The sequence below is a fragment of the Pseudarthrobacter sp. MDT1-56 genome (genome assembly GCF_059383555.1).
The window spans coordinates 1-14,310 of the sequence record NZ_JBWZCK010000005.1; the positions used below are offsets into that span (position 1 = coordinate 1).

Genomic DNA, 14,310 nt, shown 5'->3' on the forward strand with positions numbered 1-14,310 from the left:
ATGGTACTGCACCCGGGAGGGTGTGGGAGAGTAGGTCACCGCCGGAACATCATTAAACGGTCGAGAGCCCCAACCACACGGTCGGGGCTCTCCCGCATTTAACGCGCCTCTTACAGTCCTACAGGATCGCCGTCATGGGACCCCACCCACCACCCAGATCGATGCGGGCCCCGCACTGCCGCACGCAGCCCAGGACGCGGGGCACCGCCGGGCCGCGGGTAGAGTTGATGCCCATGGATAACCTCTTCAGCCACGCAGCCTCTGACGCCGCCGAGACACCGGAGCAGGCAGCGGCAGCCGGGCTGGATCCCGTCGTCTGCACAGTTATTGTTCCGGGGGCGGTCGCCCGCGCCTTTGTTGGATTCACCGAACACACGCACCTCTGGTGGCCGCTCGAGGAGCACAGCGTTTTCGGCGCCGGCTCCTATGTGGAATTCGAAGAGAACCTGATCCTGGAGAGCGCGGACGACGGCAGGACCGCCATCTGGGGGTCCATCGACGACTGGCAGCCCCCGCTGTCCTTCCATGCCAGCTGGCACCCCGGTTCCTCCGCTGTGTGGTCCACAGAGCTGCGCGTGGCGTTCCGGGCCGTGGGAGAGGGTGCAGAGCTCCGCCTCGTGCACAGCGGGTGGGAAGGCGCCGAGGAGCCCGCCGCAACACGGGCGGAGTACGCCGCCGACTGGCCCGGGGTGCTGGACCGCTTTGTGCGCTTTATGGGTGGTGCCGGCGCCTAAGGTGCCAGGACTGCGGGGCACGCGCCCCCGGCGCTCAGTGCAGCGGCACCGGGTCGACGGGCGGAACGGCCGTGCTGGAGCGGATCACGAAGCGCGTCGGATACTCGGTGTCGGCCGCGTCGGCGTCCCCTGCGCCGTCGAGCCCGGCCAGCAGACGGCGGACAGCCAGCGCGCCCTGGCCCCGGGCGTCCTGGTCGATCGTCGTGAGTCCAAAGACCCCGCCGAGTTCGTGGCCGTCAATGCCGATCACGGACAGGTCGTCAGGTACCCGGAGCCCGAAGTCGCGGGCGGCGAGGATGGTCCCGATCGCCATTTCATCGGATGCCGCGAAGACTGCGGTGGGCCGCTCCACGGAGCCGCCGAGCAGCTGCCGTGCGCTGGCGTAGGCGCCCTGGATGGTGAAGTCGGCGGAGACCTGCCACTCCGGGCGGATCGCCAGCCCGGCGCCCTTCATGGCCTTCTTAAAACCGGCCTGGCGGGTGCCCGGCAGGCGGAAGTCCTGCTCGTAGGCGGCGTCGCCAGTCATGTGGGCGATCTTGCTGTGGCCGAGCTGGATCAGGTGCCGGGCCGCGGCCTGGGCGATGCCCGAATCATCGATGCGGATGGTCGAGGCGCCGGGCAGCGGTCCCCCGATCCCGACGATGGGCCGGTGGATCGCGAGCAGCTGCTGGATCTCGGCTTCGCTGAGCTCCAGCGACACTGCAATCACCGCATCCACCCGCTTGCGCAGCAGGAAGTCGTTCAGCACGCTGTGCCGGCGTTCCCGCCCTTCGCTGACGTTGTAGAGCGTAAGGTCGTAGCCCGCGTCCAGCAGGGTCGCCGAGACGCCCTCCACCACCGAGGAAAAGAACCATCGGTGCACGGACGGAACCACGACCCCCACGTTGTGGTTCCGCCCGGAGGCAAGACTGGACGCGTGATAGGAGAGGACGAAGCCGAGTTCGGCAGCGGCGGTCTGGGCGAGTTCACGGCTGCGGGCCGAGACATGTCCCTTGCCGCTCAAGGCTCGCGAAACGGTGGCTATGGAGAGGCCAGCGCGCTCAGCGACGTCCTTGATGCCGGGCATTCTTAGCTCTCCGCGTCCTCGATGTAGATTTCCAGCCAAACAGTTTCCCCTGAGCCTAACGGATGCCCGGAGCCGGCCGGTTCGGATGACTCGAAGCCCTTCCCGGCAGTATCCGGGGAGCTGCGCAGCAGCACCCGTCCGGCGGGGAGTTCGACAGGATCCTGCCCCGCGTTGAGCAGGACCAGAGTAGTCCCGTTCACGTACGCCAGGCAGCTGTCAGTGCACCATTGCTCGGCCCAGGCGAGGGACCCCTGGCCCAGTCCCAGCTCGCGCCGGGCGGCCAGCATGCGCCGGTAGAGGTTGAGGTGCGACGACGGCGACGCGGCCTGGGCGTCACGCGCCAGTTCCGTGAAGCTTTCCGGCTGGGGAAGCCAAGGGGCTGCCCCGTTGCCGAATCCGGCGTGGAGTTCGGCGGCGCGCCACGGCAGCGGGACGCGGCAGCCGTCGCGGCCCAGGCGTTCGCCTCCGGTGCGGCCGAAGGTGGGGTCCTGCCGCTGGCTGTCCGGAATGTCGATCCCGTCGGGCAGGCCGAGCTCTTCGCCCTGGTAGAGGTAGGCGCCGCCGGGCAGTCCGAGCATGAACATGGACGCGGCCGCGGCCCGGGAGCGACCGAGGGACTCGTTTGGCTGGGGATCGAAGGTGCCGATCCCGTCGCCGTCGCGCGGCGCATGGCCGTCGTAGCCGAACCGGGTGGCGTGCCGGACCACGTCGTGGTTGGAGAGTACCCAAGTGCTGGGAGCCCCGACGGAGTCGAGCGCCGTCAGGGATTCGGTGATGACACCGCGCATGCGGTGGACGTCCAGGCCGGCGTGCAGGTACGGAAAGTTGAAGGCCTGGTGCATCTCGTCCGGCCGGACCCAGTCAGCCAGGCGGGGGAGCGGATCCACGTTCGCTTCGGCGCACAGGATGCGGTCCGGGCCGTATTCAGCGAGGATCCGCCGCCATTTGCGGTAGATGTCGTGCAGCGCGGGCTGGCCGAACATGGGAGCGTCATGGCCGGGGTAGCCGTCGCAGCTGTTGCCGTCGGCGCGGCCGCCCCATTCCGGCAGCCCGGGGGCCTTGACCAGGGCATGGGCCACGTCGACCCGGAAGCCTGAGACACCGCGGTCCAGCCAGAAGCGCAGGACCTGCTCGAATTCCTCGTGCACGGCGTCGTTGTCCCAATTGAAATCCGGCTGGGAGGTGTCAAAGAGGTGCAGATACCACTGGCCCGGGGTCCCGTCCGGTTCGGCGATCCGGGTCCAGGCCGGGCCGCCGAAGTGGGACTCCCAGTTGTTGGGCGGCTCCTCGCCGTAGTGGCCACGGCCGTCGCGGAAGATGAACATGTCCCGTTCCGGGCTGCCCGCGGGCGCGGCCAACGCTGCCCGGAAAGCGGCATGCTGGTCCGAGCAGTGGTTGGGGACCAGGTCCACGATCATCCGCAGGCCCAGCCGCGTGGCCTCGGCCATCATCGCGTCAAAGTCCGCCAGCGTGCCGAACAGCGGGTCCACATCGCAGTAGTCGCTGACGTCGTAGCCGGCGTCGCGCTGCGGGGAGCGATAGAAGGGGGAGAGCCAGACGGCGTCGATGTCCAGTTCTGCCAGCTTCGGCAGCTCGGCGGTAATGCCGGCGAGGTCGCCGACGCCGTCCCCGTTCAGGTCCCTGAATGAGCGCGGGTACACCTGGTAGATGACGGCGGAGCGCCACCATCCGGGGAGATGATCTGCGGGGTGCACCGGCGTCAGGGGGCCGGTCAGGGCCCCGGCCGGCTGGGCGGGGGCGGCGAGTGCTGCGTCAACGGACATGCGGGTAATCGTAAGGCCGAACCCAGCAAATTGAAAACGCTTCCAGAAAGAATCCTGGTGCGCCCTTACTGCCGGCGAGTGGATACTATCCCCCCGCGCGCCCCGTCAGGTCGCTGAAGTGCGGCTACTTCATCGCACCCCCAATTTCTGCCGGCGAGGCGACCTGGCTGTTACCCGCCAGTAGTGTGACTTTTCAAAGTCATAATCACCGTGTACTTTGGAAGCGCTTGCAGCTGTGAGCCACATCACCGACGATGCCACCGGGCCCCGGAGTCTTCACCAGAACCTCCCGACAGGGCCCTCAGCGTGGATGCAGGATTCATGAAAGGGACACCAATGAAGGTGCAGAACACCCTCACAACCGGGACCAGCCGCCGCGTATTCACGGCCGGGGCGCTCTCCGTAGCTGCCGCGCTGGCACTGAGCGCCTGCGGCGGCGCGTCCGCCACGGCACCGGCAACCGCCACGGCCAAGCCGGACCTCAAGTCGACCGGCGCCGGCACCATCACCATGTGGGTCGACGCCGAGCGCTCACCCGCGCTGAAGGACATCACCGCCAAGTTCCAGGCTGACACGGGCATTGAAGTGAAGCTCGTGGTCAAGGACTTCGCAGCAGTCCGCGACGACTTCATCACCCAGGTCCCCACGGGCAAGGGGCCGGACCTGATCGTCGGCCCGCACGACTGGGTAGGCAAGTTCGTCCAGAACGGCGTCATTGCCCCGGTCGAGCTCGGCGACAAGAAATCCGGATTCCAGGACTCGTCCGTCAAGGCCATGACGTACAACGGTTCCGTCTACGGCGTCCCGTACGCAATCGAGAACATCGCACTGCTGCGCAACACCGACATGGTGCCGGCGGCAGCCAAGACCTTCGACGAGGTCATCGCCAACGGCAAGAAGGCCGTCGCTGACGGCAAGGCACAGTTCCCGTTCCTGGTCGGCATGGACCCGAAGCAGGGCGACCCCTACCACCTGTACCCGCTGCAGGCATCCATGGGTTCCCAGGTCTTCGGCCTGGCTGCCGACGGCGGCTACGATCCCAAGCAGCTCCTGATCGGCGACGCCGCCGGTGTGGAGTTCGCCAAGAAGCTGCTCGCCTGGGGCGACGCCGGCGAGAAGATCATCAACTCCAACATCACCGGTGACATCGCCAAGGAGAAGTTCCTGGCCGAGGAGTCCCCGTACTTCCTGACCGGCCCGTGGAACGTGCCGGACGTGCAGAAGAAGGGCATCAAGTTCGCTGTGGACGCGCTGCCGACCGCCGGTGACAAGCCTGCCCAGCCGTTCATCGGCGTCAACGGCTTCTTCATCAGTGCCAAGAGCGCCAACGCCCTGGCCACCAACGAGTTTGTGACCAACTACCTCACCTCCGAGGACGCCCAGGACTCGATGTACAAGGCCGGAGGCCGTCCGCCGGCCCTGAAGTCATCCTTCGAGAAGGCCGCCAGCGATCCCGTCGTGGCAGCCTTCGGCAAGATCGGCGCCACCGGCGTCCCGATGCCGGCCATCCCGGAAATGAGCGCCGTCTGGGCTGACTGGGGAGCCACCGAACTGGCCCTCATCCAGGGCCAGGGCGATCCCGCCGCAGACTGGGCCAAGATGGCCGCGAGCATCAAGGCGAAAATCGGGGGTTAGTCCCCGCGCCGGTTCGTGGCGTTCCCATCCTTCGAAAGGCGTCACGGACCGGCACGCACCGGGCCGGGCGGCAGCCATGCCGCCCGGCCCGTTCCTGCACCACCACCAGCTTCTCCCAAGGACCGTAGACAGCCATGACAGATACCGAACTCCGCCAGGCCGGCAACCCGGCCTCAGCAACGGGCCCGGACGGCTCCGGCTCTGCCGGGCGGCCAGGCCGCCCGGGCGCCGGGCGCCGCCGTTTCGGCCCGGACACCACCACAGGCACCATCGCCAAGATCGTGCTGCTGGGCCTCGTGGACGCACTGGCCGTCTACGTCCTGATGATGCTGTTCCTCGCCGAGTCGTGGGGCGCGCTGGCAGTCTCCTCCGCCGTCGTCCTCGCGATCAACTGGATCTACCTGCGCAAGGGCGGACTCCCCGCCAAGTATCTGGCCCCCGGCGTGCTGTTCCTGCTGGTCTTCCAGGTCTTCGTGGTCCTCTTCAGCGGCTACATCGCCTTCACCAACTACGGCGACGGCCACAACAGCACCAAGGATGACGCGATCGCCGCCATCCAGCTCACCGCACAGAAACGCGTCCCCGATTCGTCGGCCTACAAGACGGCAGTCCTCGCCAAAGACAATTCCTTCTACTTGCTCTTCACGGACCCGGACGGCCAGGTCTCGCTCGGCAGCACGGAGGCGCCGCTTGAGGCCGTTTCCGGCGCCGGCAAGGACTCCACCGGCAAAGCCAACGCCCTGGACAGCTACCGCACCCTGAACTTCCAGGAAATCGTGGCGAACCAGCAGCAGATCCTGGACATCACCGTCCCCGTCTCCGCCGACCCGGCCGACGGCACCCTGCGGACCGCCGACGGCAGCAACGCCTACCAGTTCAAGCCGGCGCTGACATACGACGCCGCGGCCGACACCTTCACCGACACCGAAACCGGCACGCTCTACCGTGACAACGGCGAAGGCGCCTTCGCGGCCAGCAACGGCGAGACGCTCACCACCGGCTGGAAGATCGACGTCGGCATGGAAAACTTCGCCCGCGCCTTTACCGATCCCAGCCTGCGCGGTCCGCTGCTGGGCGTCATCCTCTGGACCTTCACCTTCGCCGTGGCCTCCGTGGCGCTGACCTTCGCGATGGGCCTGTTCCTGGCCATGACCTTCAACCGCGAGGACCTGCGTGGCAAGAAGGTGTACCGGATCCTGATGATCCTGCCTTACGCCTTCCCGGCGTTCCTGTCCGGGCTCGTCTGGTCCGGCATCCTCAACCCGCAGTTCGGCTGGCTTAACCAGACCCTGCTGGGCGGGGCCACGATCGGCTGGCTCACGGACCCGTTCCTGGCCAAGATCAGTGTGCTCGTGGTCAACCTGTGGCTTGGCTTCCCGTACATGTTCCTGGTCTGCACCGGGGCCCTGCAGTCGCTGCCGACGGAGCTTGACGAGGCCGCCCGGATGGACGGCGCCGGCCCCTGGCGGGTGTTCCGCTCCATCAAGCTGCCCCTGCTGCTGGTCTCCATCGCACCGCTGCTGATCTCCTCCTTCGCGTTCAACTTCAACAACTTCAACGTGATCTTCATGCTCACCGGCGGCGGCCCGCGCTTCGCGGACACCGACCGGGACATCGGAGCCACGGACATCCTGATCACGCTCGTCTACAAGGTGGCGTTCGGGCAGGGGACGGGGCGTGACTATGGCCTCGCCAGCGCCCTGGCCATCATCATCTTCATCATCGTGGCCACCGTTTCGGCCATCGGCTTCAAGCAGACCAAGGCACTCGAGGACGTGAACTCATGAACGGGTCAGCAGCACGGACCGTCAGCACAGCGGCGGCTCCGGCCGGCGTCGACGACGCAGCAACAGCAAGCACCACCGACGTCGACCAGCTCCGCTCGCTGCGGCGCCGGCGCCCCTTCGGCGTCTGGTTCAAGGACAAGGGCTGGCGGCACCTGGTCGGCATCGCCGTGACCATCTTCGCGATCTTCCCGCTGCTGTACGTGCTCTCCGCGGCGTTCAATTCCACCGGAACGCTGGTGGGCTCCAACGCCCTGTTCAGCCGGATCGACTTCGGCAACTTCACCGAGCTGTTCAACAACCCCGCGCGGCCCTACGCCCGCTGGTTCGTGAACACCATGGTGGTGGGCGTCGTGACGTCCGCGGCCACGGTCTTCCTCGGCGCCATGGCGGCCTACGCGTTCTCCCGGATGCGCTTCAAGGGCCGCCGGATCGGCCTCCTCAGCCTGCTGCTGCTGCAGATGTTCCCGCAGCTGCTCGCCGTCGTCGCGATCTTCCTGCTGCTCAGCGGCATCTCCGAGGTCATCCCGGCTCTCGGCCTCGGCAGCCAGCTCGGACTCATCATGGTCTACCTCGGCGGCGCCCTGGGCGTGAACACCTACCTGATGTACGGCTTCTTCAACACCGTCCCGACGTCCCTCGACGAGGCCGCCAAGATCGACGGCGCCAGCCACACGCAGATCTTCTTTGGCATCATCATGCGCCTGGTCACCCCGATCCTGGCCGTGGTGGGCCTGTTGTCCTTCATCGGAATCTCCGGCGAATTCGTGATCGCCAGCGTGGTGCTCACGGACCCGGACAGCCAGACCCTGGCCGTCGGCCTCTATTCCTTCGTGGCGCAGCAGCGGTCTGAGAACTGGGGGGTGTTCGCCGCCGGTGCCGTGCTCGCCGCCGTGCCGGTCATGGCACTCTTCCTCTTCCTGCAGCGCTACATCGTCAGCGGCCTCACCCAGGGCTCGGTGAAGGGCTAGGCATGACCGGGCTGGGCAGGACGGGGCCGGGCAGTACGGGGCCGGGGCGGACCGGGCCGGGCACTCTGGGGCTGCTGCCGCACCACGACGGCTCCGGCCTGCACGCCCCGCAGCAGGTGTCGCTCGGCGATGCGGCCCCGCTGCGGATCCGGGTTCCCGCCGGCTGGGGACGCGCCACGCGGGTCTGGCTGCGCTCGATCCAGGACGGTGAGCCCCGCTATGAGCCCTGCGCCGACGGTGGCGAGGCGGACGGCTGGGTCTGGTGGGAGGCGCTCATGACGGTCACCAACCCGGTGGCCCGGTACCGCTTCCTGCTGGAGGTCCCGCTGGCGCCTGGGGACCTGAGCTACTGGAGCCTCAACGCGCAGGGCCTCTTCAACCGGGACGTTTCCGACTACGCGGACTTCCGCCTGACCACGTTCCCGGCAGCGCCGCGATGGCTCCGCACGGGCACGATGTACCAGATTTTCCCGGACCGCTTTGCCCGCTCCGCAGCCTCGGCCGGCGGCGTGCCCGCTGGCCATCCCCGCCCGGGCCTCCCCGTCGGGACCCGCGTCCCCGACTGGGCGGTGCCGTGCAGCTGGGACACCACCCCGGTGGAGGGTTCCGGCCCGCAGACCCCCTACCAGTTCTACGGCGGGGACCTCGCGGGCATCACAGAAAAACTCGACCACATCCAGCAGCTCGGCGCGGACGTCATATACCTGACGCCGTTCTTCCCGGCGCGGTCCAATCATCGCTATGACGCCGCCACCTTCGCGTCCGTGGATCCGCTCCTCGGCGGAGACCAGGCCCTGGTGGAGCTGGTGCAGGCCGCCCACGCCCGCGGCCTGAAGGTGATGGGCGACCTCACGGCCAACCACTCCGGCGACGCCCATGAATGGTTCCGGCGCGCCCTCGCCGAACCTGCCTCTCCCGAAGCGGGCTACTACTACTTCAATGACGACCACACCGAGTACGAAGCCTGGTACGGCGTAGCCTCGCTGCCCAAACTCAATTGGGCCTCGAAGGGGCTGAAGGAACGGTTCGTCCTGGCAGACGACTCGCCCGTGGCCCGCTGGCTCAAGCCTCCCTTCAACCTCGACGGCTGGCGGATCGACGTCGGCAACATGACCGGCCGGCTCGGGGCCACGGATCTGAACCAGGACGTGGCCCGGCTGATCGCCGGCAGGGTCCGGGAGATCAACCCGGAGGCCGCGCTGCTGGCCGAAGCCACCAACGACGCCGCCCCGGACTTCAGCGGTGAACACTGGCACGGCGCCATGACGTACTCCACCTTCACCCGCCCGTTGTGGTCCTGGCTCGCCGGCGACGCCCCGCACGTCAATTTCTTCGGGACCCCCTTGCCCGGCCCCAACCGGACCGGCGCCGAGGATTTCCTGGCCACCCATCTGGATTTGGCGGCCGCCTTCAGCTGGGACGTCCGGCAGCAGAACATGAACGCGCTGAACAGCCACGACACCGCGCGGGCCGCCACCGTGATGATCGACGGCGGCCAGCGGCTCGGCGCAGTGCTGATGTTCACGCTGCCCGGCGTCCCGGTGGTGTTCGCCGGCGACGAGTTCGGGCTCAAGGGGTACAACGGGGAAGCGTCGCGGACGCCGATGCCCTGGAACGATCCGGACCGGGTCCTTGCTGATCTCCGGGATGACTACGCCGCGCTCGCCGCGCTGCGCCGGGACCAGCCCGCGCTGACCGGAGGCGGAATCCGCTGGCTGTATGCGGAGGGCGACGCCCTGGCGTTTGTGCGGGAAACAGCCGGACGTTGCGTGCTCGTCGTCGTGACCCGGGCCGCCGCGGAGGTTCACCTGGCGCCGGGAACACTCACTGGCGCCCAGCACCTGGCCCTCGCGGGGTATCCCGCGTTCAGCACAGCTCAGCTCATTACAGCTCACCTCGCGGCCGGGCAAACCAGTGCGGACGGGGCGGCCACCGGCACACTGGTCAGCACCCGGGGCGCCGCGGCGGGGATTTGGTTGCTGCCCGGCACCCCGCTGCCCCGAGCCACGCCGCAGTCGACAGCCCGCTCCGGCGCTCCCGGGTCCGCGCCTTAGACTGAAAGCCGGATTCGACGAACTGGAGACCGCATGAGCATCATCGACGAGCTCACCTCTGCCCTGGGCCCTGCCAAAGTGGCCGTGGACGCCCCCACCCTGACCGTCTACGCGGTAGACCAGGCGCCGGTGCTGGACTACCAGCTGCCGCAGGCCGTGGTCCGGGCCGAATCCGTCGAGGACGTCCAGGCCACTGTCCGCGCCTGCGCAGCCCTCGGGGTTCCGCTGGTGGCCCGGGGCGCCGGGACCGGGGTCTCGGGTGGTGCGCACGCGAGCAAGGACTGCGTCGTGCTGAGCCTGGAACGGATGAACCGCATCCTGGACCTCAACCCCGACGACGAAACTGCCGTCGTCGAACCCGGTGTCATCAACGCGGACCTCAACACGGCCGCAGCGGCCCACGGACTCATGTACGCCCCCGACCCGGCCAGCTACAAGCAGTCCACCATCGGCGGCAACGTGGCCACGAACGCCGGCGGCCTGCGCTGCGCCAAATACGGGGTGACCCGCGACTCGGTGCTGGCGCTCGACGTCGTGCTGGCGGACGGCTCGCTCATCCACACCGGCCACCAGACCTTCAAAGGGGTCGCCGGCTACGACCTCACCGGGCTCTTCGTCGGCTCCGAGGGGACGCTGGGGATCGTCGTCGGAATCACCGTCCGGCTCAAGTACCTTCCGCAGGACGTGCACACAGTCGCCGCCTTCTACCCGGACTTCCGCAGCGCCGCGGCGGGCGTCCTCGCTGTGGGCAAGGCACGCGTGCAACCGGCCATCATGGAACTGCTCGACAGCGGCACCCTGGCCCAGCTCGACGCGCTCCACGGCTCGGATCTCGCCTCCCGGGGACAGTCCCTGCTGCTGATCCAGACCGACGGCTTCGGCGCGGCGGCGGAAGCAGCGGCAATCCGGCCGGTCCTCGTGGCCGGCGGCGCGGTCGTGACCATGGAGGCCAGCGCGGAGGCGGAGCGCCTGGTGGAGTTGCGGCGCAACAGCCGCGGCGTGGAGGTCGACGACGAATACCGAGTGGGCGAGGATGTCGCCGTCCCGCGCTCCCGGCTGGTCGACTACGTGGAAGCCCTCGAGACCATGGCGGCAACGCACGGGGTCAAGCTCAAAGTGGTGGCGCACGCCGGCGACGGCAACCTGCACCCCACCTTCTGGGTGGACCGGGTGGACAAGACCGTGGCCGCGGACGCCATGACGCGCCTCGGCGCTGCCCTGGACGAATCCATCACCGTGGCATTGGCCATTGGCGGCACCATCACCGGGGAGCACGGAATCGGCCAGTACAAGCTGCGCTGGCTCGGGCTGGAACAGAAGGAACCCGTGCGCGAACTGCAGCGCCGGATTAAGGAACTATTCGACCCGGCCGGCATCCTGAACCCCGGCAAGGCGATCTAGCGCGGCTGTGCCACGACCGGATTTCCCGTAGAACGGCGCCGCGGCAGCCTAGTCGTCGGAGTCCGGGTATTCGTCGATGGCCTCGTCGGCGCCATAGCGGGATTCCTCCGTTTCCACCTCCAGGATCTTGAGCAGCCCCGTGTCCGGGTTCAGCATGATGGCCGCCTCGTCCCGGCGGTGGCGCAGCTCGGAGTCAATGTAGGACTGTACGGCTTCGGCCAGCGGGATGTGCCGGTTCTCCTTCTCGGACATGTACCAGCGGTGCTCCAGGATCTCGTGCACGGCCTCCGCAGGCTCCAGTTTCCCGGACAGGTCGCGGGGGATGGAACGGACGATCGGTTCGAAAATCTGGCTGACCCACAGGTGGGCGCTGTATTCCTCGTCCATCCCGGGGTTGTTGTCCGCGCGGAAGGAGTCCATGTCGTTCAGGAGCCGGCGGGCCTGGTTTTCCTGGGCGTCCAGGCCGGTCAGGCGCAGCAGCCGGCGCTGGTGGTGGCCGGCGTCGACCACCTTGGGCTGAAGCTGGATTGTGGAACCATTCTGCGTCGTCTTGATCGCGTATTCCTCGACGTCGAATCCCAGCTCGTTGAGCTTCCGGATGCGGGCCGCCACCCGCCAGCGCTCACCGATCTCGAACGATTCCTTCTCCGTCAGCTCGGTCCAGAGGCGCCGGTAGCTGTCCATGATGAGTTCACTCGTGGCCACGGGGTCCACTTTTTCCTCGATCAGGCCGCCGTCGAGCAGGTCCATGAGTTCACCGGCGATATTGACCCGGGCTATTTCCAGATCGTATTCACGCTGCCCCGTAGACAGGTCCGGATACAGCTCGCCGGTCTCCGCGTCCACGAGGTAGGCGGCGAACGCGCCGGCGTCGCGGCGGAACAGCGTGTTGGAGAGCGAGACGTCGCCCCAGTAGAACCCGATCAGGTGCAGGCGTACCAGGAGCAGGGCCTGCGCGTCGATCAGGCGGGTAAGCGTGTCCTTGCGCAGCATCTGCGAGAAGAGGGCGCGGTACGGCATGGAAAACTTCAGGTGCCGGGTGACCAGCACGGGGTTCAGCGGCCGGCCGTCCGGCGTCGTGCGGCCGGTGATGACGGCGACCGGTTCCACACAGGGCACGTCCAGCCGGGCGAGCTTGCGGAGCATGTGGTACTCGTGGCGGGCCACGTGCTCCGACGTCTCCTTGATGGCGATGACGGAGCCGCCAAGGTGGGCGAAGCGCACGATATGGCGGGAGATGCCGCGGGGGAGCGCAGCGAGAAATTCCGTCGGCCAGTCCTCCAGGGCGATGTGCCACGGCAAGTCCAGGAGCTCCGGCTCGGTGGCGGCGGCGGTGATGCTCAGCGAGCTCGACGCCACAGACGCCTTGCTGTCGTTGGCACTGGCGGCTTCGAACCGGGGCAACTTGCCGATCTGACCGTAGTCTGTGGGCTCGTCGTGCCACTGGGCACTGTTTTCCTCGGTGATGTGGTTGTCCTCGGTCATGAGCCAATTCTTCCGTACTAAGGGCGGCGGCCCTAACGGAAAGGGTGCTGCCAGGCAAGTTAAAGCCCGACGGCGGCCCTCCAAAGGGGAGGACCGCCGTCAGTCGTGCAGGAGATTAATCGCCCAGGCGCAGGCCCGTCTTGGTGTCGAACAGGTGCACGTGGCCGGACTGCGGGCGGACGTAAATGGACTCGCCCTTCATCGGGGGGCGGCGGCCGTCGACGCGGGCCACGATGTCGTGGCTCTTGCCGTCCAGCGTGGTGTGGCCGTAGACGTATGCGTCGGCGCCGAGTTCCTCGACGACGTCAACCTCGACCTGGAGGCCTTCACCTGCGGCGACCTGCTCAAGGTCTTCCGGACGGGAGCCGAGCGTGACGGTCTTGCCGCTGGCCTCCTCGAGGACGTTGTGCGGCACCGGGTAGATGGTGCCGCCGAACTGCACGCCGCCGTCGACGACGGGAAGCTCCAGCAGGTTCATCGCGGGGGAGCCGATGAAGCCGGCCACGAAGACGTTCTTGGGCTTGTCGTACAGGTTGCGCGGGGTGTCGACCTGCATCAGCAGGCCGTCCTTCAGCACGGCGACGCGGTCGCCCATGGTCATGGCCTCGACCTGGTCGTGGGTCACGTAGACCGTGGTGACGCCCAGGCGGCGGGTCAGGGACGCAATCTGCGTGCGCGTCTGCACGCGGAGCTTTGCATCAAGGTTGGACAGCGGCTCATCCATGAGGAAGACCTGCGGGTTACGCACGATCGCGCGGCCCATGGCAACACGCTGGCGCTGGCCGCCGGAGAGTGCCTTCGGCTTGCGGTCCAGGTACGGCTCGAGATCCAGGAGCTTGGCCGCTTCACGGACACGCTCGGCGCGCTCTTCCTTGCTGACGCCGGCGATCTTCAGGGCGAAGCCCATGTTGTCCGCGACCGTCATGTGCGGGTACAGGGCGTAGTTCTGGAAAACCATGGCGATGTCGCGGTCCTTCGGGGGAACGTCGGTAACATCGCGGTCGCCAATCAGGATCCGGCCGGCGTTGACGTCCTCAAGACCTGCGAGCATGCGCAGGGAGGTCGACTTGCCACAGCCGGAGGGTCCAACGAGGACCAGGAATTCGCCATCGGCGATTTCAATGTTGAGCTTGTCAACAGCGGGCTTATCCGTGCCCGGGTACAGACGTGTTGCGTTATCAAAAGTAACTGTAGCCACAGTTATCAATCCCTTCACCGTCAGGTACGTGCCGGACGATCCGTAGTGAATGGTCTTATTCTTCAGTTGTTAATTCAGTTATCAGCACCTGGTCGTGCGTATACTCCCCGGCCGAAGCCGAGGAGCATCCAATGACGCCGCACGGTACTTGTGCGCCACATCACAACTAGAGTATGTCATATTTTTGGTTAATGGGTC

General features: G+C 67.4%; 10 protein-coding genes. 6 read left to right on the forward strand and 4 right to left on the reverse strand.

Translation table 11 applies throughout. The annotated features are described in order from the left end of the window. The first annotated feature begins 233 nt into the window (after window positions 1–233). Window positions 234–734, forward strand: coding sequence for an SRPBCC family protein (locus AC50YC_RS08310; protein ID WP_494953078.1), 501 nt, complete (start codon window positions 234–236; stop codon window positions 732–734). Window positions 735–768: 34 nt separating this feature from the next. Here AC50YC_RS08310 and AC50YC_RS08315 read toward each other — a convergent pair whose 3' ends face one another. After that, window positions 769–1,800, reverse strand: a complete 1,032-nt coding sequence (locus AC50YC_RS08315) for a LacI family DNA-binding transcriptional regulator (protein ID WP_494953079.1) — start codon at window positions 1,798–1,800, stop codon at window positions 769–771. A 2-nt stretch (window positions 1,801–1,802) separates the two neighbouring features. Beyond that, the gene (locus tag AC50YC_RS08320; RefSeq protein ID WP_494953080.1) at window positions 1,803–3,584 is read right to left on the reverse strand and encodes a glycoside hydrolase family 13 protein; all 1,782 of its coding nucleotides are present in this window, start codon (window positions 3,582–3,584) and stop codon (window positions 1,803–1,805) included. Between the two features lie 336 nt (window positions 3,585–3,920). Here AC50YC_RS08320 and AC50YC_RS08325 point away from each other — a divergent pair, with 336 nt between their 5' ends. From AC50YC_RS08325 to AC50YC_RS08345, 5 genes are all read left to right on the forward strand, one after another. Continuing rightward, window positions 3,921–5,219: a sugar ABC transporter substrate-binding protein gene (locus AC50YC_RS08325; RefSeq protein WP_494953320.1), complete on the forward strand. Its 1,299-nt coding sequence runs from the start codon at window positions 3,921–3,923 to the stop codon at window positions 5,217–5,219. A gap of 134 nt (window positions 5,220–5,353) precedes the next feature. Further along, a complete protein-coding gene (locus AC50YC_RS08330) occupies window positions 5,354–7,006 on the forward strand; it encodes an ABC transporter permease subunit (protein ID WP_494953081.1) in 1,653 nt (550 codons plus the stop codon). Continuing rightward, a complete protein-coding gene (locus tag AC50YC_RS08335) occupies window positions 7,003–7,974 on the forward strand; it encodes a sugar ABC transporter permease (protein ID WP_494953082.1) in 972 nt (323 codons plus the stop codon). The genes AC50YC_RS08330 and AC50YC_RS08335 overlap by 4 nt, the downstream gene beginning before the upstream one ends. A 2-nt stretch (window positions 7,975–7,976) precedes the next feature. Further along, window positions 7,977–10,028 carry a glycoside hydrolase family 13 protein gene (locus AC50YC_RS08340; RefSeq protein ID WP_494953083.1) on the forward strand — a complete coding sequence of 684 codons (2,052 nt, stop codon included), beginning with the start codon at window positions 7,977–7,979 and terminating at the stop codon, window positions 10,026–10,028. A 33-nt stretch (window positions 10,029–10,061) separates the two neighbouring features. Further along, window positions 10,062–11,429, forward strand: a complete 1,368-nt coding sequence (locus AC50YC_RS08345; RefSeq protein ID WP_494953084.1) for an FAD-binding oxidoreductase — start codon at window positions 10,062–10,064, stop codon at window positions 11,427–11,429. A gap of 48 nt (window positions 11,430–11,477) precedes the next feature. On the opposite strand, the gene AC50YC_RS08350 is transcribed toward AC50YC_RS08345, so the two are convergent. Further along, the gene (locus AC50YC_RS08350; protein ID WP_494953321.1) at window positions 11,478–12,896 is read right to left on the reverse strand and encodes a DUF4032 domain-containing protein; all 1,419 of its coding nucleotides are present in this window, start codon (window positions 12,894–12,896) and stop codon (window positions 11,478–11,480) included. A 133-nt stretch (window positions 12,897–13,029) separates the two neighbouring features. Then, on the reverse strand, window positions 13,030–14,112 hold the full coding sequence (locus AC50YC_RS08355) for an ABC transporter ATP-binding protein (protein WP_354172427.1): 1,083 nt from the start codon (window positions 14,110–14,112) through the stop codon (window positions 13,030–13,032). Between the last annotated feature and the right edge of the window lie 198 nt (window positions 14,113–14,310).

Coding starts and splice junctions, on each gene's coding strand:
- AC50YC_RS08310 (WP_494953078.1), top strand. CDS start 234: ATGGATAACCTCTTCAGCCACGCAGCCTCTGACGCCGCCGAGACACCG.
- AC50YC_RS08315 (WP_494953079.1), bottom strand. CDS start 1,800: ATGCCCGGCATCAAGGACGTCGCTGAGCGCGCTGGCCTCTCCATAGCC.
- AC50YC_RS08320 (WP_494953080.1), bottom strand. CDS start 3,584: ATGTCCGTTGACGCAGCACTCGCCGCCCCCGCCCAGCCGGCCGGGGCC.
- AC50YC_RS08325 (WP_494953320.1), top strand. CDS start 3,921: ATGAAGGTGCAGAACACCCTCACAACCGGGACCAGCCGCCGCGTATTC.
- AC50YC_RS08330 (WP_494953081.1), top strand. CDS start 5,354: ATGACAGATACCGAACTCCGCCAGGCCGGCAACCCGGCCTCAGCAACG.
- AC50YC_RS08335 (WP_494953082.1), top strand. CDS start 7,003: ATGAACGGGTCAGCAGCACGGACCGTCAGCACAGCGGCGGCTCCGGCC.
- AC50YC_RS08340 (WP_494953083.1), top strand. CDS start 7,977: ATGACCGGGCTGGGCAGGACGGGGCCGGGCAGTACGGGGCCGGGGCGG.
- AC50YC_RS08345 (WP_494953084.1), top strand. CDS start 10,062: ATGAGCATCATCGACGAGCTCACCTCTGCCCTGGGCCCTGCCAAAGTG.